This is a genomic window from Serratia sp. Nf2, from assembly GCF_003028435.1.
Classification (GTDB): Bacteria; Pseudomonadota; Gammaproteobacteria; order Enterobacterales; family Enterobacteriaceae; genus Serratia; species Serratia marcescens_L.
Genome location: NZ_PYTW01000002.1, coordinates 285,410 through 302,863, shown reverse-complemented (window position 1 = coordinate 302,863; position 17,454 = coordinate 285,410). Strand labels below are relative to the sequence as shown.

15 protein-coding genes and 1 pseudogene are annotated in these 17,454 nt (G+C 62.7%); 6 read left to right on the top strand and 10 right to left on the bottom strand.

The genetic code is table 11. The features are described from left to right. Positions 1-5 precede the first annotated feature (5 nt). Positions 6-812, top strand: a complete 807-nt coding sequence (locus C9411_RS06460) for an alpha/beta hydrolase (RefSeq protein WP_107226707.1) — start codon at positions 6-8, stop codon at positions 810-812. Positions 813-857: 45 nt separating this feature from the next. On the opposite strand, the gene C9411_RS06455 is transcribed toward C9411_RS06460, so the two are convergent. The 3 genes from C9411_RS06455 to C9411_RS06445 all read right to left on the bottom strand — a co-directional run bounded on the left by C9411_RS06455 (position 858) and on the right by C9411_RS06445 (position 3,403). Next, positions 858-1,223 (bottom strand): cupin domain-containing protein, encoded by a 366-nt coding sequence (locus C9411_RS06455; protein WP_103774085.1) that lies wholly within the window; start codon positions 1,221-1,223, stop codon positions 858-860. A gap of 18 nt (positions 1,224-1,241) precedes the next feature. Beyond that, positions 1,242-2,543 carry an FAD-binding oxidoreductase gene (locus C9411_RS06450; protein ID WP_043148190.1) on the bottom strand — a complete coding sequence of 434 codons (1,302 nt, stop codon included), beginning with the start codon at positions 2,541-2,543 and terminating at the stop codon, positions 1,242-1,244. A 101-nt stretch (positions 2,544-2,644) separates the two neighbouring features. Continuing rightward, positions 2,645-3,403: a helix-turn-helix transcriptional regulator gene (locus tag C9411_RS06445; RefSeq protein WP_038878388.1), complete on the bottom strand. Its 759-nt coding sequence runs from the start codon at positions 3,401-3,403 to the stop codon at positions 2,645-2,647. Positions 3,404-3,632: 229 nt separating this feature from the next. On the opposite strand from C9411_RS06445, the gene C9411_RS06440 reads away from it, so the two are divergent. After that, on the top strand, positions 3,633-4,760 hold the full coding sequence (locus C9411_RS06440; protein ID WP_107226706.1) for an iron-containing alcohol dehydrogenase: 1,128 nt from the start codon (positions 3,633-3,635) through the stop codon (positions 4,758-4,760). 258 nt (positions 4,761-5,018) lie between these two features. Here the strand turns inward: C9411_RS06440 and C9411_RS06435 are convergent, their stop codons facing one another. Beyond that, a complete protein-coding gene (locus tag C9411_RS06435) occupies positions 5,019-5,948 on the bottom strand; it encodes a LysR family transcriptional regulator (RefSeq protein WP_107226705.1) in 930 nt (309 codons plus the stop codon). A gap of 135 nt (positions 5,949-6,083) precedes the next feature. Between C9411_RS06435 and C9411_RS06430 the strand changes: the two genes are divergently transcribed. The 4 genes from C9411_RS06430 to C9411_RS06415 all read left to right on the top strand — a co-directional run bounded on the left by C9411_RS06430 (position 6,084) and on the right by C9411_RS06415 (position 11,575). Further along, entirely contained in the window at positions 6,084-7,424 is a 1,341-nt protein-coding gene (locus C9411_RS06430) for an aspartate aminotransferase family protein (protein WP_107226704.1), read from the top strand. Between the two features lie 10 nt (positions 7,425-7,434). Continuing rightward, the gene (locus C9411_RS06425) at positions 7,435-8,943 is read left to right on the top strand and encodes a CoA-acylating methylmalonate-semialdehyde dehydrogenase (RefSeq protein WP_107226703.1); all 1,509 of its coding nucleotides are present in this window, start codon (positions 7,435-7,437) and stop codon (positions 8,941-8,943) included. Between the two features lie 143 nt (positions 8,944-9,086). Then, on the top strand, positions 9,087-10,463 hold the full coding sequence (locus C9411_RS06420) for an APC family permease (RefSeq protein ID WP_063991514.1): 1,377 nt from the start codon (positions 9,087-9,089) through the stop codon (positions 10,461-10,463). A gap of 2 nt (positions 10,464-10,465) precedes the next feature. After that, complete coding sequence (locus tag C9411_RS06415; protein WP_107226702.1) at positions 10,466-11,575, top strand: P1 family peptidase; 1,110 nt, start codon at positions 10,466-10,468, stop codon at positions 11,573-11,575. A gap of 38 nt (positions 11,576-11,613) precedes the next feature. Here C9411_RS06415 and C9411_RS06410 read toward each other — a convergent pair whose 3' ends face one another. The 6 genes and pseudogenes from C9411_RS06410 to C9411_RS06385 all read right to left on the bottom strand — a co-directional run. Further along, complete coding sequence (locus tag C9411_RS06410; RefSeq protein WP_107226701.1) at positions 11,614-12,864, bottom strand: phospholipase D-like domain-containing protein; 1,251 nt, start codon at positions 12,862-12,864, stop codon at positions 11,614-11,616. Further along, positions 12,857-13,507 (bottom strand): MotA/TolQ/ExbB proton channel family protein, encoded by a 651-nt coding sequence (locus tag C9411_RS06405; protein WP_107226700.1) that lies wholly within the window; start codon positions 13,505-13,507, stop codon positions 12,857-12,859. Before C9411_RS06405 ends, C9411_RS06410 begins: the two co-directional genes overlap by 8 nt. Positions 13,508-13,553: 46 nt before the next feature. Further along, positions 13,554-15,794: a TonB-dependent receptor gene (locus C9411_RS06400; protein ID WP_107226699.1), complete on the bottom strand. Its 2,241-nt coding sequence runs from the start codon at positions 15,792-15,794 to the stop codon at positions 13,554-13,556. Between the two features lie 39 nt (positions 15,795-15,833). Continuing rightward, a complete protein-coding gene (locus tag C9411_RS06395; protein WP_107226698.1) occupies positions 15,834-16,580 on the bottom strand; it encodes an energy transducer TonB in 747 nt (248 codons plus the stop codon). 1 nt (position 16,581) lies between these two features. After that, a complete protein-coding gene (locus C9411_RS06390; RefSeq protein ID WP_033636945.1) occupies positions 16,582-16,989 on the bottom strand; it encodes a biopolymer transporter ExbD in 408 nt (135 codons plus the stop codon). Positions 16,990-17,233: 244 nt separating this feature from the next. Further along, a pseudogene (locus C9411_RS06385) lies at positions 17,234-17,419 on the bottom strand (helix-turn-helix domain-containing protein); the annotation flags it as partial. Between the last annotated feature and the right edge of the window lie 35 nt (positions 17,420-17,454).

Genomic DNA, 17,454 nt, shown 5'->3' with positions numbered 1-17,454 from the left:
ATAACATGCCCGAACAAACCGTCAGCTTTATCAAAGGCCGTCACGGCGACATTGCCGTGCACGACTGGGGAAACGACCAGCCGCGCTATCTGGCGCTGCTGATACACGGCTACGGCGAGCATCTCGGCCGTTACCAATACGTGGCGCGCACGCTGCAGGCGCAGGGCGCGCGGGTGTTCGGCCCCGACCATCTCGGCCACGGCCTGTCGCAGGGCGAACGCGTGCTGATCGAGGATTATGACGCCGTGGTCGACGACGTGCAGCGCGTAGTCAGCCATTTTCGGCAGCAATACCCCACCTTGCCGCTGGTGGTGATCGGCCACTCGATGGGCGGCATGATCGCCACCCGCTACGTGCAGCGCTACGGCGAGGAAGTGCACGCATTGGTGTTGTCCGGCCCGCTGCTCGGCGACAGAACGGCGATCTCCGACCTGGCCGAACTGCCGGCGATCCCCGACGCGCCGCTGGATACCGCCACCCTGGCGCGCGATCCGGCGGTTGGCGCGGCGTATCAGGAAGATCCGCTGGTGTGGCACGGGCCGTTCAAGCGCCCCACCCTGCGCGCCATGCAGCGGATCCTCGCCGCCATCAACGCCGGGCCGGGCTTCGGCGCACTGCCCACGCTGTGGATCCACGGCGACGACGATCGGCTGGTGCTGATGAGCGAAACGCAAACCGCGCTCGATCGTCTGCGCGGCAACGATTTCGAACGGATGATCAATGCGGGCGGGCGGCACGAGAGCTTTAACGAAACCAATAAGGATCAGATCCTCAAGCGGGTGACCGATTTTATTGCGCGGGCGTTAGGCTAAGGTGCTCCCCCTCGGCATTCAGCATGCTGAGGGGGCATGACGACGTCAGCCTTCGACGATGGCGAGGTAGTGTTTGACGAAGCGATCCGAGGTGATGTCCCAGCGCACCGGGGTGCCCTTCTCGACGAACCAGGAATCGCCGGCCTGATACTGCATCGATTCGCCGGTGCGTTCGTTGGTCAGGGTCGCGCTGCCTTCCCACACCGTGGCGTGCTCGGCAAACGGATACTCCATCACGAAGCTGCCGCGGGTGCAGCTGAACACGCCGCAGTTCAGGTTATCGGTTGGTTCGCCGAAGATGCTGGCCACGCCGACGGTCGGCGTGCCGGCGATCACCGTGGCGCCCAGGTTGCTGACGCTGCCGATCTCCAGCAGTTCCGGCAGCGGTTGTTTAAGCAGTAACGGTTTCATGTCATTCTCCTCTGAGGGTTAACGGCGGCCTTTCCAGTAGCCGGATGTCTGGTGCCAAACCTTACCGGCGGTGGTCATCACCCGCCGCAGCTTGTCCTTGCCGAAGATGTTGACGTGCGGGATCGAGCTCATCAGATCGTAACGATCGGATCCTTCGCTCATGCCCTCCGCCAGCACCTTGCACACGATGTGGCTCGGCGTCACGCCGAAGCCGGAGTAGCCCTGCACGTAAAACACGTTGTCGCGATCCGGCAGCGTGCCAATCTGCGGGAACAGGTTGGCGCTGCAGCACAGCGGGCCGCCCCAGGCCAGATCGATCTTCACGTCTTTCAGGTACGGGAACACCTTCAGCATCAGGTTGCGGTTCCAGGCCTTGAGATCCGACGGGAAATATTCGATCAGGCGGGTGGCGCTGCCGAACAGCAGCCGGTTTTCGTTGGTCACCCGGTAATAGTCGATCACCGGGCGGATGTCGCTGTAGGCGCCGCGGATCGGGCTGATCTGGCGGATCAGATCGTCAGACAGCGGCTCGGTGGCCAGCTGGAAGGCGTAGGTATTGATGGTCTTGCGGTAGATCTGCGGCTCCATGCCGTTGAGGAAGCCGTTGCAGGCCCACAGCATCTTGTTGGCGCGCACCGAGCCCATGGCGGTGCGCACCGTGATGCGCGGGCCATACTCCACGTTGAGCACGCTGCTGTTCTCGAAGATTTTCACCCCGTAGCCGCTCAGCGCCTTGGCCTCGCCCAGCAGCAGGTTGAGCGAATGCACGTGGCCGCCGCCCATGTGTTTCAGCGCGCAGGTGTAAGCGTCGGAGCCCACCACCTGCTTCACCTCCGCCCCGGTGTAGAGCTCAATCTCCTCCTGCGGCGCTACTGCCCTGAACTCCTTCAGCCAGCCGCGCAGGGTCTTCTCCTGGCGCGCGTTGCTGCCAAGATAGCCGTAGCCGAAGCAGAAGTCGGCGTCGATGTCATATTTCTTGATGCGCTCGCGGATAATGCCGGCGCCGAGGTTGCTGATTTTGAAGATGGTTTCCAGCCCGGCCGGGCCGACGTGGCGCTTGATCTTCTCCAGATCGTGGCCGATGCCGGCCATCACTTGGCCGCCGTTGCGCCCGGTACCGCCGTAGCCCAGATAGCGGCCTTCGAGAATGGCGATGTTGGTGATGCCCTTCTCCGCCAGCTCCAGCGCGGTGTTGATGCCGGAGAAGCCGCCGCCGATGATCACCACGTCAACGTCCAGATCCTCTTCCAGCGTCGGAAAGCGCAGATCGTATTTTTTGGTCGCCGCGTAGTAGGTTAAGGACTCGATTTCGTTGTTCACTGCCGCACTCCCGATTGCCTATGCCATGACATCGGATTATCGGGAGCCGGCAGCCGTGCCGCTATGTCCCCTTAGGGACATTCGCTACAAAAAATTAACATTCACGCGCTGCGGCGCTGTGGGGCGGTCAGCAACAGGCTGAACAGTTCGGCCTGCGAGCCGATGTTCAGCTTGCCGTAGATGTTCTTGCGGTGATTTTTTACCGTGCCGAGGCTGATGAACAGCCGGTCGGCAATCTGCTGCGAACCGCAGCCGGCGAGGATCAAATCGACAATCTCGCGCTCGCGCGGCGTCAGCAGATAACGCGCTTGCGCGCCATCGTCGTTCCCCGTATCGGCCTCGGCCGGCGCCGCCACCACTTCGCCGTGCAGCCGCGCCACGCTTTTCACCAGCGTCAGCGCGCTGCGCAGATCCGCCCGCTGCGGGTAGCGCACTGCCACCGTGCGGCACGCCGAGCCGAAGAACACCCCCAGCCCGCGCTCCGGCGTCAGCTGCAGCAGCACGCCGGCCTCATCGTGCCAGCCGGTCTTGCGATAAAAATTACGGTAATAGTCGCTGTGATAAAACCCGCAGGGCGCCAGCTGGCGCAGCGTGAGCACCTCGCCTTCGCCGCCGTCGTTCAGCGCACGGTAAAACGGATCCTGTAGATAGGCGCCCTGTTGGTAGATCTGGTTAACCGCATCGCTGTTTTCCCGCTCGGTTTTGATCAGGCAGCGCGGCGGCCGGCCGCGTTCGAAGGCATAGACGATAGCGTTGTCGAAGGCGAAAAACCCTTCCAGCCAATTCAACAGGCTGGGATAAAAGCGCGGGCTGGCCACCGCATCGATCACCGCAGACAAGCGTTCAACCTGAATATCCATACCCGCCTCGCCATTATTAATACATTAACAATCTACCGATTTCGGATGGGGTTGGCCGTATGGCGGCCAGTACTGTTAAAAAAAGCATCCGGCGCGCCGAAATGCAAGAACACGATCGTTTACATGTTAAACAACTCACAAGTTGCCGCAGCGGGGAAAGCGGTGGCTGCTCCGCGCCCGCTGGCTTATGCTGTGGCATCGTGCCCTGCAACGCCGTCAAGGAGACCTCATGTCCGTCAGCCACATCATCGCCAACCGCCAAACCTGGTTCGGCCACGGCAGCATCCAGCAACTGCCGCCGCTGCTGCTTGCTGATCCGCAGCCGACGCTGCTGTTCAGCTGCCGATCTTTTCTCAACGGCCCGGTGTACGCCGGCCTGCGCGAATCGCTGACGCCGCTGCTCATCGGCACCGAGATCGTCAGCCACGAGGCGTCGCCGCAGGAAATAGACGCCTGGGTGGCGCGCTGGCGCGGCCAGGCGCGGCGCGTGGTGGCCATCGGCGGCGGCAGCGTGCTGGATGCCGCCAAGGCGTTCTCCGCGCTGGTGGAGCATCCGCTGCCGACGCTGCGCTATATGGAAAAGGTGGGCGACAGCAAAATCAGCGGCGCCACCCTGCCGCTGATCGCCATTCCCACCACCGCCGGCACCGGCAGCGAGGTGACGCAGAACGCAGTGATCACCGACACCCAGGTCAGCAAAGTGAAAGCCTCGCTGCGCCACAATAACTTCGTGCCGCACACCGCCATTCTCGATCCGCAGCTGCTGGCCGGCGCGCCGGACAAGGTGCTGGCCTACTGCGCCATCGACGCCTTCACCCACCTGTTCGAGGCCTATCTGTCGAAAACCGCCGGCGCCATGACGCGCGACATGTCGCTGAGCGGCATCCGCCACTTCCTTGCGGCCTGGCCGGCGCTCAACCGCAGCGACGCGGCGCGCGAAGCGATTATGCAAGCTTCGTACCTTGGGGGGCTGACGCTGAGCGCCGCCGGGCTGGGGGTGATCCACGGCATCGCCGGCGAGATCGGCGCGCTGCGCGACTACCACCACGGCCAGGTCTGCGGCCGCCTGCTGCTGCCGTTCCTTGCCCTGCTGGAAAGCAGCGAACAGCCGCAGCAACGCGCGCTGATGGCCGAGCTGGCCGCGCGCCTGTACCCGCACTGGCAGGGCAGCCCGGAGAGCTACCTGACCGATTTCATCACCCGCCACGCCATCGCGCCGTTCTGGCAGGACGATTTGCCGATTTCCGGCCAGGAACTGGCGGTGGCGCGGGAGAAATCCAACAGCAAGAATTCCTGGATCGACTATGCGCCGGCGCAGCGGCAACGGATGATCGAAGAGGCGTTTCGCGTCGAATGATTATTTCTACCCTAAATAGTTGGAGCTGCATCCCGGCGGCAAGAGGTGGCTCGCCAGGAGCTTACTCAAGTAAGTGACTGGCGTACGCACTCGCAGCCAACACAGATGCAGTTTCAAGTATGACGGGTATAATCAGATCAACGCACTAGCAGGAGTAAGGAAATGGGCATCATCGGCTGGATCTTCGCCGGCATCGCGGTCGGCATCCTGGTCGGCGCGCTGATCAGAATCTTCGGCAAGAAGAAAGAGCAGTAAGCGTCACGCTGTTCCGTGGGCCGCCAGCAGGCACTCATGGAACAGCTTCACCACCCGCTGCGGCACCGGCGAGCGGCGCAGCACGCTGGAGTATTCGCAGTGATAGCGGAACAGCGCCGGTTTGATCGCCCGCATCAGGTTCTGCGCCACGAAAAACGCCGCGTAGTGATCCGGCAAAAAGCCGACGTATTTGCCGGACAGGATCAGCGTGGCGATCGACTCCTGCGCGAACCCCGTCGCCTTGCGATGCAAATGTTGCTGCAGGCTCAGTTCCATATTCGGCGAATGGTAGCCTAATCCGGCGAAGGCATAATTGTGCAGCAGGTCCCAATTTAACGTTTCATGGGGGGCAGAAAATAATTCATGCTGCGCGCCGCAATATAAGAACATCCTCTCACTGAATAACGAATGATAAGATAAACTTTCCGCGCTGCGATGCATGGGAATAACGCCAACCTGAAATTGTCCGTCAATGACGCCGCGTTCAATGGTATTAATCGGCTCCACGTACATTTGCAAAGAAACCTCCGGCGCACGCTCGCTGAATAACGCGATGGCCCGGCCGATCTGCGCCTGCGGATTGCTGACCGTGTGGTCGAAGATCGCCACGTGCAGTTGCCCGCCCATGCGCTGGTGCACCTCGTCAACCCCGCGCCGGAACGCCTCGGTGGCCGCCAGCAGGTTGACGGTTTCCTGGTAGATCAACAGCCCCTCATCAGTGACTGCAAAGCCCTCGCGCCCGCGCTGGCACAGCGTCAGACCCAGCCGCTGTTCCAGATCCTTGATGTGCTTGCTGATGGTCGACAGGCTGATGTTCAGCTCAAGTTCGGCGGCGCTCATGCCGCCGCAGTCGACCACGGCCTTGAATACCCGCAGCAAACGCAGATCCATATCCGACAATTGCCCTAACAGCGCGCGCTTTTTTACTTGCATAAAACCTTAAGTAAGTTTCGACATATGATTATTCACAGTAGAGAACAAGCGGTACATAGTCAATTTCGCACAACAATTCGTTAACAACTCGGTTTATTTCATTAATCGCTCTTATTTTCCTGTTCGGAGGAAAACATGGCCGCTGAAAATCACCCGCTAAATAGTCTCGATGCCGAAGGGTTAGAGGCCCATTGGATGCCTTTTACCGGTAACCGTAATTTTAAAGCGCAGCCGCGCATCATTACTCAAGCCGCGGGGGCGTATTACACCAGCCATGACGGCAGAAAGATTTTCGACGGCCTGTCCGGATTATGGTGTTGCGGATTGGGGCACGGCCGGCAGGAAATCACCGACGCCGCCCAGCGCCAGCTGGCGACGCTGGATTACTCGCCGGCGTTTCAATTCGGCCACCCGCTGTCGTTCGAACTGGCCAACAAGATCAAGACACTGACGCCGGCAGGGTTGGATTACGTGTTCTTCACCGGCTCCGGATCGGAAGCGGCGGACACCTCGCTGAAAATGGCGCGCGCTTACTGGCGCGCCAAAGGCCAGGCGGCCAAAACCTGCTTTATCGGCCGGGAAAAGGGCTATCACGGCGTTAACTTCGGCGGTATCTCGGTCGGCGGCATCGCCGGCAACCGCAAGACGTTCGGCGCCGGCGCCGAGGCGGACCACCTGCCGCACACCCTGCTGGCCGGCAACGCCTTTTCGCGCGGCATGCCGCAACAGGGGGCAGAGCTGGCGGAAGAGCTCAACCGCATCATCGCGCTGCGCGACGCCTCAACGATCGCTGCGGTGATCGTCGAACCCTTCTCCGGCTCCGCCGGGGTGATCGTGCCGCCGGTCGGCTACCTGCAGCGCCTGCGCGAGATCTGTACCCAGCATGACATCCTGCTGATCTTCGACGAAGTGATCACCGCCTTCGGCCGCTGCGGCGCGATGACCGGCGCCGAGGCGTTCGGCGTCACACCGGACATCATGAACATCGCCAAACAGGTGACCAACGGCGCGCAGCCGATGGGCGCGGTGGTGGTGCGGCCGGAGATCTACCACACCTTCATGAACGGCGGCGAGCCGGACTACCAGCTCGAATTCCCGCACGGCTACACCTACTCCGCCCACCCGGTCAGCTGCGCGGTCGCGCTGGCGACGCTGGACATCCTGCAGCGCGAACAGATGGTGGAGCGCGTACAGGCGCTGGCGCCCTACTTCGAGCGCGCGGTGCACAGCCTGCAGGGAGCCAAACACGTCGCCGACATTCGCAACATCGGCCTGGCGGCCGGCATTACGCTGGCGGCACGGCCCGGCGAACCGGCGCGGCGCCCCTTCGAGGCGGCGATGCGCTGCTGGGAAAGCGGGTTTTACGTGCGCTACGGCGGCGACACCCTGCAGCTGGCGCCGCCGTTCATCAGCAGCGAAGCGCAGATCGATGCGCTGATCAACGCCGTGGGCGACGCCCTCAACGCCACCGAATAAGGAGAGAACCATGACCATTACCCATTGGATCAACGGCGAGCCCGCCGCCGGCGGCGAACGCAGCCAGCCGGTTTACGACCCGGCCACCGGCCAATCGGCGCAGGAGGTGCAGCTGGCCGACCGCGCCACGGTGGAGCGCGCCATTGCCGCCGCCGAACAGGCCTATCCCGCCTGGCGCGACACCCCGCCGCTGAAGCGCGCGCGCATCATGATGAAGCTCAAGGATCTGCTGGAGCAGCACGCCGACGCCATCTGCCAACTGATCACCGCCGAGCACGGCAAGGTGCTCAGCGACGCCCTGGGCGAACTGCAGCGCGGCATCGAGAATATCGAATATGCCGGCTATGTGCCGGAGCTGCTGAAGGGCGAACACAGCAAAGAGGCCGGCCCGGGCATCGACAGCTGGAGCGAGTTTCAACCGCTGGGGGTGGTGGCGGGCATCACGCCGTTCAACTTCCCGGCGATGGTGCCGCTGTGGATGTGGCCGATGGCGGTGGCGTGCGGCAACACCTTCGTGCTGAAGCCTTCCGAGCGCGTGCCTTCCGCCGCGCTGTATATCGCACGGCTGGCGGCGGAAGCCGGGCTGCCGCCGGGGGTGCTCAACGTGGTCAACGGCGATCGCGAAGCGGTGGAGACGCTGCTGCATGACGGGCGCGTCAAAGCGATAAGCTTCGTCGGTTCGACGCCGGTGGCGGAACACATCTATCACACCGGCTGCGCGCAGAACAAACGGGTGCAGGCGTTGGGCGGCGCCAAGAACCACGCGGTGGTGCTGCCGGACGCCGATATCCCCGGCGCGGTCGGCGCGCTGATGGGCGCCGCCTTCGGCTCCTGCGGCCAGCGTTGCATGGCCATCCCGCTGGTAGTGGCGGTGGGCGACGGCACCGCTGAAGCGCTGATCGCCGGGCTACGGAAACAGATGGCCGCCATGCGCGTCGGCCCCGGCAGCGACAACCGCAACGACATGGGGCCGCTGGTGACCCAACAGCATTATCAGAAGGTCAAAGGCTATATCGATCAGGGCGTGGCCGAAGGCGCCGAGCTGCTGGTGGACGGCCGCGAACTGAGCGTGATCGGCGCCGACGGCCGCCCCAGCCAGGGGTATTTCCTCGGCCCGACGCTGTTCGATCGCGTGACGCCCGGCATGCGCATCTATCAGGAGGAGATCTTCGGCCCGGTGCTCGGCGTGGTGCGCGCGGCGTCGCTGCCGGAGGCGATGGCCTTGATCGACGCCCACGAATACGGCAACGGCACCTGCCTGTTCACCCGCGACGGCGAAGCGGCGCGCTACTTCTCCAGCCGCATTCAGGTCGGCATGGTGGGGATCAACGTGGCGCTGCCAGTGCCGGTGGCCTACCACTCGTTCGGCGGCTGGAAACGCTCGCTGTTCGGCGATCTGCACGCCTACGGCCCGGACGCGGTCAGGTTCTACACCAAACGCAAGACCGTGACCCAGCGCTGGCCGGCCTCCGGCGATGCCCGGCGCGCCAGCTTCAGCTTCCCGTCGGGACAGGGGTAATCCCAGCATAACGAAAAGTCCCTTCCGGGGAAGTTCGCTTCCCCGGTATTTCCACGCGCTCCATTTCATCTTTACGCAGGACAACAGAGTCGCCCTTCTGGCGACAACAACAATTCACCCAAGCGTTAATGGAGTAGTTCCCAATGAAAGAGTCCGCCCCTGAACACACCTTCAAAGGCAATCTCAGCGTCCTCGACGTGGTGATGATCACCGCGTCCGGCGTGACGCCGGCCAGCTCCATCTTCGTCATCGCGCCGCTGGCGATCGCCAGCGCCGGCAGCGGCGCCTTTCTGTCGTTTCTGATCGCCGCCTGCGTCGCCGCCGCCATCGCGCTGTGCTATGCCGAGCTCGGCGCCGCACACCCCAGCGCCGGCGGTGAGTACAGCATCATCAAGCGCCTGTTCGGCACCCTGTGCGGGTTGCAGACCTACCTGTTTATCCTCAGCGCCTCGCTGTTCGTGCCGGCGGTGCTGGCGACCGGCGCGGTGCCCTACCTGAACACCGCGCTGGGCACCCAGTTCGACGCCTCGACCGCCGGCATGCTCACCGTGCTGGTCGGCGGCATCTGCGCCATTTTCAACATCAAGGCCAACGCCCTGCTGACCGGCGCCTTTCTGGTGGTGGAAGTGGCGGTGCTGGCGCTGATCGCCTGGCTCGGCTTCAGCCACCCGCATCAGAGCACGGAGATCCTCACCGCGCCGGTGATGCTGGACGCGCAAGGTAGCCTGGCGCCGGTATCGCTGCCGCTGATCGTCGCCATGGTCGGGGTCGCGCTGTTCTCCTACAACGGCTACGGCGCGGCGGTGTACATGGCGGAAGACATGCGCGAACAGGGCAGGCCGATGGCGGTCGCGATCATGCTGACGCTGGTCATCGTGGTGCTGGTGGAACTGGTGCCGTTCACCGCCCTGCTGCTCGGCTCGCCGTCGCTGACGGAAATGGCCAAACAGGCCGATCCGGTCGGCTATGTGGTCACCGAGCTCGGCGGCCCGACGCTGGCGCGGGTGGTAAGCGGCGCGATTTATCTGTCGGTGTTCAACGCCATCATCGCCATCGTGGCGCAGTTCAGCCGCATGATGTTTGCCAGCGGGCGCGACGGTTTCTGGCTGCCGACGTTTAACCGGGCGCTGAAAATCATCCACCCGCGCTTCGGCACCCCCTGGATCGCTACCCTGCTGTTCGGCGTGCCCTCGGCGCTGCTGGCGTTTTGCTCCGATCTCGAATCGCTGACCTCGTTCACCGTGATCCTGCTGCTGCTGGTGTACATCATCATGGCGGTGGCGGCGCTGATCAGCCGCCGTCGCCGCCACTTCCACCACCCGTACCTGATGCCGCTGTGGCCGCTGCCGGTGGTGGTGGCGCTGCTGTGCTGCCTGTACGTGCTGTGGACGATTTTGATCGCCAGCAGCCTGAAAGACTTTATTATCATTGCCGGCATCATCGGCTTCGGGCTGGCGCTGAACCATCTGCGCGGCCGCCAGGCGGCGCCCCTCGCCGCCCCCTCAATAGAAGGAGAATAACCATGACGCAGCGCGCTCAGGATCTGGGCATTATCATCGGACAGGGCACGCCCGGCCCGCTGAACGCCATCACCGACGTGCCCGGCGTGCGCGTCGGCCATGCCAGCATTCATGCCGATTTAGCGGACGGGCGCAGCGTGCGCACCGGCGTGACGCTGATCGAACCGCGCCCCGGCTCCGCCCGCCACGCCCCCTGCTTTGCCGGCGTGCACGTGCTGAATGGCAACGGCGACGCCACCGGCCTGGAATGGGTGCGCGAAGCGGGCCTGCTGACCAGCCCAATCGCCTTCACCAATACCCACAGCGTGGGCGTGGTGCGCGATGCGCTGATCGCGCTGGAGCGTGAAACGCTGCCCGCGGGCGACCACGCGGTGTACTGGAATATGCCGGTAGTGATGGAAACCTTCGACGGCCTGCTCAACGACATCAACGGCTTTCACGTCAAGGCCGAGCACGTGCGCCAGGCGCAACAGGCGGCCCAGGGCGGCTTGCCGCAGGAAGGCGCGGTCGGCGGCGGCAGCGGCATGATCTGCCATGAATTCAAAGGCGGCAGCGGCACCGCATCGCGCCGTTTGCCCGCCGATCAGGGCGGCTGGACGGTGGGCGCCATCGTGCAGGCCAACCACGGCAAGCGCGAGTCGCTGCTGGTCGGCGGTTACCCGGTAGGCCGGCATCTGGGGCATCTCCCCTCGCCGTTCACGCCGCAGTTGCCGCATCCCGGCATGGGCTCCATCGTGGTGGCCCTGGCGACCGATGCACCGCTGCTGCCGCACCAGTGTGCGCGGCTGGCGCAGCGCGCCAGCATCGGCATCGCCCGCACCGGCGGCGGCACCGAGGACTCGAGCGGCGACATTTTCATCGCCTTCGCTACCGGCAACGACGGCCTGCCGCCCGCCGACTACGCCAATAAAGGCGCTTTCACCACGCCGCTGCGCATGGTGAACAACGACTACATTTCGGCGCTGTTCGCCGCAGCAGCGGAAGCGGTGGAGGAAGCGATCGTGAATGCGTTACTGGCGGCCAATTCCGTCAGCGGCAACGGCCACCGGGCGGAAGGGTTGAGCGTCGAGCAGCTGGTGACGGCGCTGGAGAAAGCCGGCTGGCGGCGGTAAAAAAACACAGGGCGCGGGGGTTAACCGCGCCCTGATTATCAGGACTCGCCGCCCGGCTTGGGCGTCGGGTAGTCGTAATCCAGCCGCAGCGGTTCGGCGTAGACGCTGTTCCACAGCTGTTGGTACAGCTTGTCCAACCGCCCGCTCATCGCCGCACTGTGCATCACCAGCTCCAGATTGCGCGAGTTGTCCAGATAGCCGCCGGTCCAGTTGCTGGTGCCCACCCAGGCAATCTCATCGTCGATGGTCATCAGCTTGCTGTGGATCACGCGGGCAAACGGAATGAAGCCGCTGCTGGCCGGTGGTATGGTCACCACTTTGATCTGCACGTTCGGCACCAGCGCCAGGCTCTTCAGCCAGGCGATATCCGGCTTTTTGGTGTTCCAGTTGGCCACCATCAGCTCGATCTGCACCCCGCGCGCCGCCGCGCTGCGCAGCGCGTTGTCGATCTCCGCGTAGAAGGGGCGGCTGCGTTCGGGGCCGAACGACAGCGGCGCGTAATCCATCACCTGCACCCGCACCCGCCGCTTGGCGCCGGCCAGCAAGCGCGGCAGTTCGGCCTGCGAGTCAATCACCCCCGCCGGGTTGTAGGCGCGCGGGCTGGCCACCAGATAGTTGCCTTGCGTCGGCGCCGTCGTCGGCGAATCGGGCAGCGGCGGCACCGGCTTATCCTGCGCCAGCAGCGCCTGCGCCTGCCAATCTTGCTCGAAGATCGCCTGGATCTGCCCCACCACCTTGGCGTCGCTGATGCGCAGCCCGGTTTCGTGAATATGCTCCAGCGCGCGCCAGTCGAAGTTCTGGCTGCCGACGAACGCCTGCTCGCCGTCCACCAGCAGATATTTGGCATGCAGAATGCCGCCGCTCAGCTTCTGATAAGGAATGATGCGCAGCTCCAGATTGGGGATCGCCTTCAGCTGTTCCAGCGTCTCGGCGGTAGAAATGCGAAGGCCCTTCTCTTCCACCAAAAAGCGAATTTTCACCCCGCGTTCGCCGGCCGCCTTCAGGTGCTGCAGCACGCCGTCCAGCAGCGAACCGTCCTGATTCGCCACGTAGAACTGCCCCAGATCGATGCGGGTTTTCGCCGCGTCGAACATCTCGCGCCACACCTCGGCGGTGTTGCGCAGGTCGTCGGCCTGCAGCGCGGTTTCCACCGGCGCGGTGTACACCAACTCATAGCCGGGAATAGCAAAACGCGCCGCGGCGCTCTGGCTCAACATCAATAAACAACCGCCCCACAATGCCGTATAAAGGCGGCCGAGCGGCCGCCGTACTGGATGGCCATTAGGCATAGCGCGGCGCCCCGCTGTCAACCCATTGTTCACCGCTGCCGCTCTCCGGGCGGCTGGCCGGTTGGCCGGCGCGGATCAACAGCACCTTCAGCAGTTCGTTGATGCGCTCCATGCGGCTCTGCAGGAAGTTGTTGGCCACCAGGCACAGCAGCGCGATGGCGATGCCGAGGCCAGTGGCGTACAGCGCGGTGCCCATCCCGGCCGACACCAGGCTCGGCTCGGACACCCCCGAGGCGGCCAGCGCCTTGAAGGTTTCGATGATCCCCATCACGGTGCCGAGCAGCCCCAGCAGCGGCGCGGCGGTGACCACGGTTTCCAGCAGCCACAGGCCGCGCGCCATCGGCGGCTTGCTCAGCAGGTACTGGGCGTCGATCAGATCGCCGATCGCCTCACGGTCGCCGGCGTGGTGTTTCTGCGCCAGCACCGGCGCGATCACCGCCATCGGCAGGCTGTTGCGCTGGGTCAGCTCGTCCGGCAGATCGGCGGTGCGGCGCACGTCCGGCGTCAGCGCCTGCTCCAGCTTGCGCGCCTGGCGTTGGGTGTAGGCGAAGTACAGCGTGCGTTCGATGATGATCACCAGCGCAATCGCCAGCGCGGCGTACATCACGTAGAAAATAATGTCGTGCAACAGATTGGCGTCCATACAGAGTTCCTCTTCCCCGCCGCCCGGCAGGCGACGGGGTATTCAGTTAAAAGGTGGCTTCCAACGAGACGCTGAAGGTGCGTTCTTCGCCGACGTTGTAATACGGCGTGCTGGCCTTCACGCCGCCGTAAGGCGCCGCGTTGAAGGTGGTGGTGCGCGCCGAGGTCAGGTATTCCTTGTCAAACAGGTTGCTGATGCCAAAACGCAGCGCGGCGCTCTTGACGATTTTCTTGTCCACCGGCAGATGCACGCCCGCCGCCAGATCGAACACCGTCCGGCCGCCGATCTTCTCGTCGTTAGTCAGATCGCCGTAGAACGAACTGACGTACTTGCCGCTGACGCTGCCGTAATACCGCCCGTCGTCATAACCCAGCGTCATGTTCAGCAGGTTTTTCGGCACGTTCGGCACCTCTTTGCCGGAGGTCGGCAGTGGCAACCCGTTGCTGACGATGTCGCTCTTCTGCTTCGATTCGGTGTAGGTATAAGAGGTGTAGTAGTTGAAGTTATGCGGCAACTGGCCGCTCCACTCCAGCTCCAGCCCTTTGTTCTCCACGTTGCCGATGTTCATCATCTCGTAGTCGCCCGACGAGTTGGTGGTGGAGATTTGGCGATCGCTGTAACGCATGTAGAACAGCGTGGCGCTCAGCAGCATGTCTTCCTGCTGGAAACGCCAGCCCAATTCATGGTTCCAACTCAGTTCCGGCTTGGTGCTGAGCGAGTCTCCGGCGTTGTACAGCACGTAGTTCGGCGGCGTGCGCATGTTGCGCGTCAGGTTGTAGAACACCTGATTTTCCTGATTCACCTTATAACTGGCGCTGAAGTTCGGCAGGAACTCATGGTAAGTGGCGTTTTTGCTGTCCGGCCGCTCGGTCAGGCTGCCGTACCGCTGTCCCTTGCGCTCAACGTATTGATAGGCTAACCCACCGACGAAGGTCCAGTCCGGCGTGGCGAACCAGGTATCCTGCAGCCACACCTTCTGCGCCGGGGTGATGGTGTACTGATTGCGCCCCTGCACCGTATTGCCGTTGGCATCCTTCACCTGATCGGAACCGCCCGGTTTACCCGAGATTTGCGCCGGATTGCCATCATCTTTGATGCTGATGAACGGTTGGGTCTGCAGCTGGCGCGCGCGCTCGTACCAGTAACCGATGTCCAGGCTGTGCTGATCGTTGATGTCCCACTTCAGCCTGGTAGTGATACCCGGCCGCCAGGTTTGGGTCCACGACGGGCGGTAATAGGTATTGGACTGCAGATTGCTGAGGTCATACTGCCCGGCCTTGTTGGAGGTGCTGGACAGCACCGACGCCGTCTGGCCGTTGAAGCTGCCGCCGTTGCCCCAGTAGTAATACGGTTGCAGAGTCAGCGACAGGTTGTCGCGCAGCTGCAGCTTCTGGCTGAACGACAGAGTGAAGGTTTCGAACGGGTTGCGCTCGATCTTGTAGTACTTGTTCAACTGCCCTTTGCTGTTGTACTCCGGCGTGGTGGCGTAGTCGGTATCACGGCCATCGTTTTGGAACTGCGCCTTGCTCAGGGTGTTGTAGTTGGTGTTGTTCTGGCGGTTGTACTTCATGATCAGGTTGCTGCTGTTGCCGTTGCCGTCTTCGTACAGCGAGTTCATTTCGAACTTGTCGGAGTACAGGCGCCCTTCACCGCGCCATTTCTTCGCCTCGGTGTGCGAATAAGATATCCAGTTGCTGAAGCCGTTGTACTCGCCGGTCTCCAGGCGGGCAAAGGTTTTGCTCAGGTTATTGCTGCCCAGCGTCTGCTTGAGGAAACCGCCGAAGTCTTTCGCCGGGCGGCGCGTCACCAGGCCAATGTTGCCGCCGCTGGAACCGATGTGCGGGCCATCCGCTTCGGAGGAGCCCTGGGTGACGAACACCTCCTCCAGGTTTTCCGCATCGCCCAGCAGGTTCGGGTACACCGCGTAGTTGCCGGAGTCGTTGATCGGAATGCCGTCCATCGACAGGCCGATCTGATCCGAGTTCATGCCGCGCATGGTGTAGTCCACGCCGCTCAGGCCACTGGCGTCGTTGCTGTTGACGTTCAGGCCCGGCGTGTATTTCAGCTTATCGATGGCGTTGCCCGCCGCCGGCATTTTTTCCATCGCCTCTTTGGTGACGGTAGAACGCGCCTTGGCGCTGTCATCCTGCACCATCATGCCGCCGCCGAGCGACTGCCCCTTGACGCTGATGGTGCCGACATCGGTGGCGTCGGCCGCCAGCGCGGCGCCCGGCAGCATCGCCGACATCACCGCCAGATAGATCCCAGAACGATTAAACGATTTCATTGTGTGCATCCCATAAAAATCAAACGATTAACCCTTGCGCTAAGGCGCCTGATAATTGAACGTTGCGGTAAATCTTTTGGTTGTTTGCCCGGCGAATGCCTCGCTCGGGAACGGCTTTACTGAACTGATGCTTTGCAGGCTGCTCATCGCCGCGCGGTTCAGCAACATGCTGGCGGCTTTGTTGGCGATGCCGGAAGAGAGCACCCGCCCGCTGCGATCGACCTCCAGCCACACTTCGACGTTGCCCTGCGGGCGCTCGAGCGAAGCCTGGCGCCCGCTCGGGTAGCGCTTGCGCTGTTCCAGCTCGCGGCGCAAGGCCAGCAGATAGCCGTTTTCAATCGCCTGTGCGTTCACCTTCGGCGCAGCCGGGGCGGCCGGCGCGGGCTGCGCTGCCGGTTTGCTGACCAGCGCGCGCGGGGCGGCAGGCGCCGGCGTCGGTTTAGGCTTCTCTACCGGTTTGGCTTTCTCTTTCACCGGTTTGGGTTTGGGTTTCGGCTGCGGTTTCGGCACCGGCTTGGCTTCTACGATCGGCTCCGGCGCCGGCACCACCGGTTCGGGGAGTGGCTCCGGCTCGGGCGGCGGCGGTTCGGGCAGGGGTTCCGGCGGCGTTTCCGGTTGGGGTTCAGGCGCCGGTTCAGGCTCCACCAGCGCCAGTTCGATGGCGGTTTCGTCGTAGCGCGGTTGGATCTTCAGCGCCGCCTGCTGGCTGGCGAACAGCAGGCAACCGGCGACAATCAGCGCCGGCAGCCAGCTGAAAAGATGACGTGAGCGATAGAGCAGATACATGTCACAGCTTCCGTGTCGCGATGGAGACGGAAAAGAAACCGCCCTGGCGCAGGTTGTCCATGACCGCCACCAGCCGCTCAACCGCCACGCCCTTGTCGCTGTTGACGATGATGGTGGTGGTCTGGTTGGCCTGCTGCTGTTGCTTCAGCGTGTTGACCAACGCGCCGAGCGCGATCGGTTGGCCATCCAGCTGCAGCTGTTCGTCGGCCCCCAGCGTGATGATCGCTTTCTTCTGCGGTTTCAGCTGCTGCGCGCTGCCGGCAGACGGCAGCTGCGTTTTCAGCCCGAGCGCCGGAATGACGTTCAGGCTAATCAAGACGAAAAACACCAATAAAAACATCATCACGTCGATCATCGGGATCAGTTCGATGTGCGCTTTATTCTTTTTCGGTTCGTTCCAGTTACGCATGACACTCCCTCCCAAAAGCGAAGCAGCCAATATAGGAGGGGTTTGTTTACCTTTTGTTACGCTTGTGTGATCTTATTTTCACAGTGTGGATTTTTTGCGAGAATTTTTTCAATGGCAGGCGATAACGGAGAAGATATAACTTATTAATTAGCGATAGTTTTTATTGGAATAATTGCGATGCGGGCATTTCAGAGAATCAAAGCCAGAGGGGATAATGTGATAATAGTGACAGCCCAAACGGTCACTACAACAAGACCTCAAGCCCGTGCTTGCGTACGATCGAAAGCAGCTTAAGCGACACGCCACCCGGCCGTTTCACCCCCGTTTCCCATTTCTGTACGGTCGACACGCTGGTATTCAGATAACGGGCAAAAACCGGTTGGCTTAAACGTAACTGCTCGCGCAACGCTTTGATCTCCTGGGGCTGCAATCCAACGCCCTCCCCTACGATTACGATACAATTCA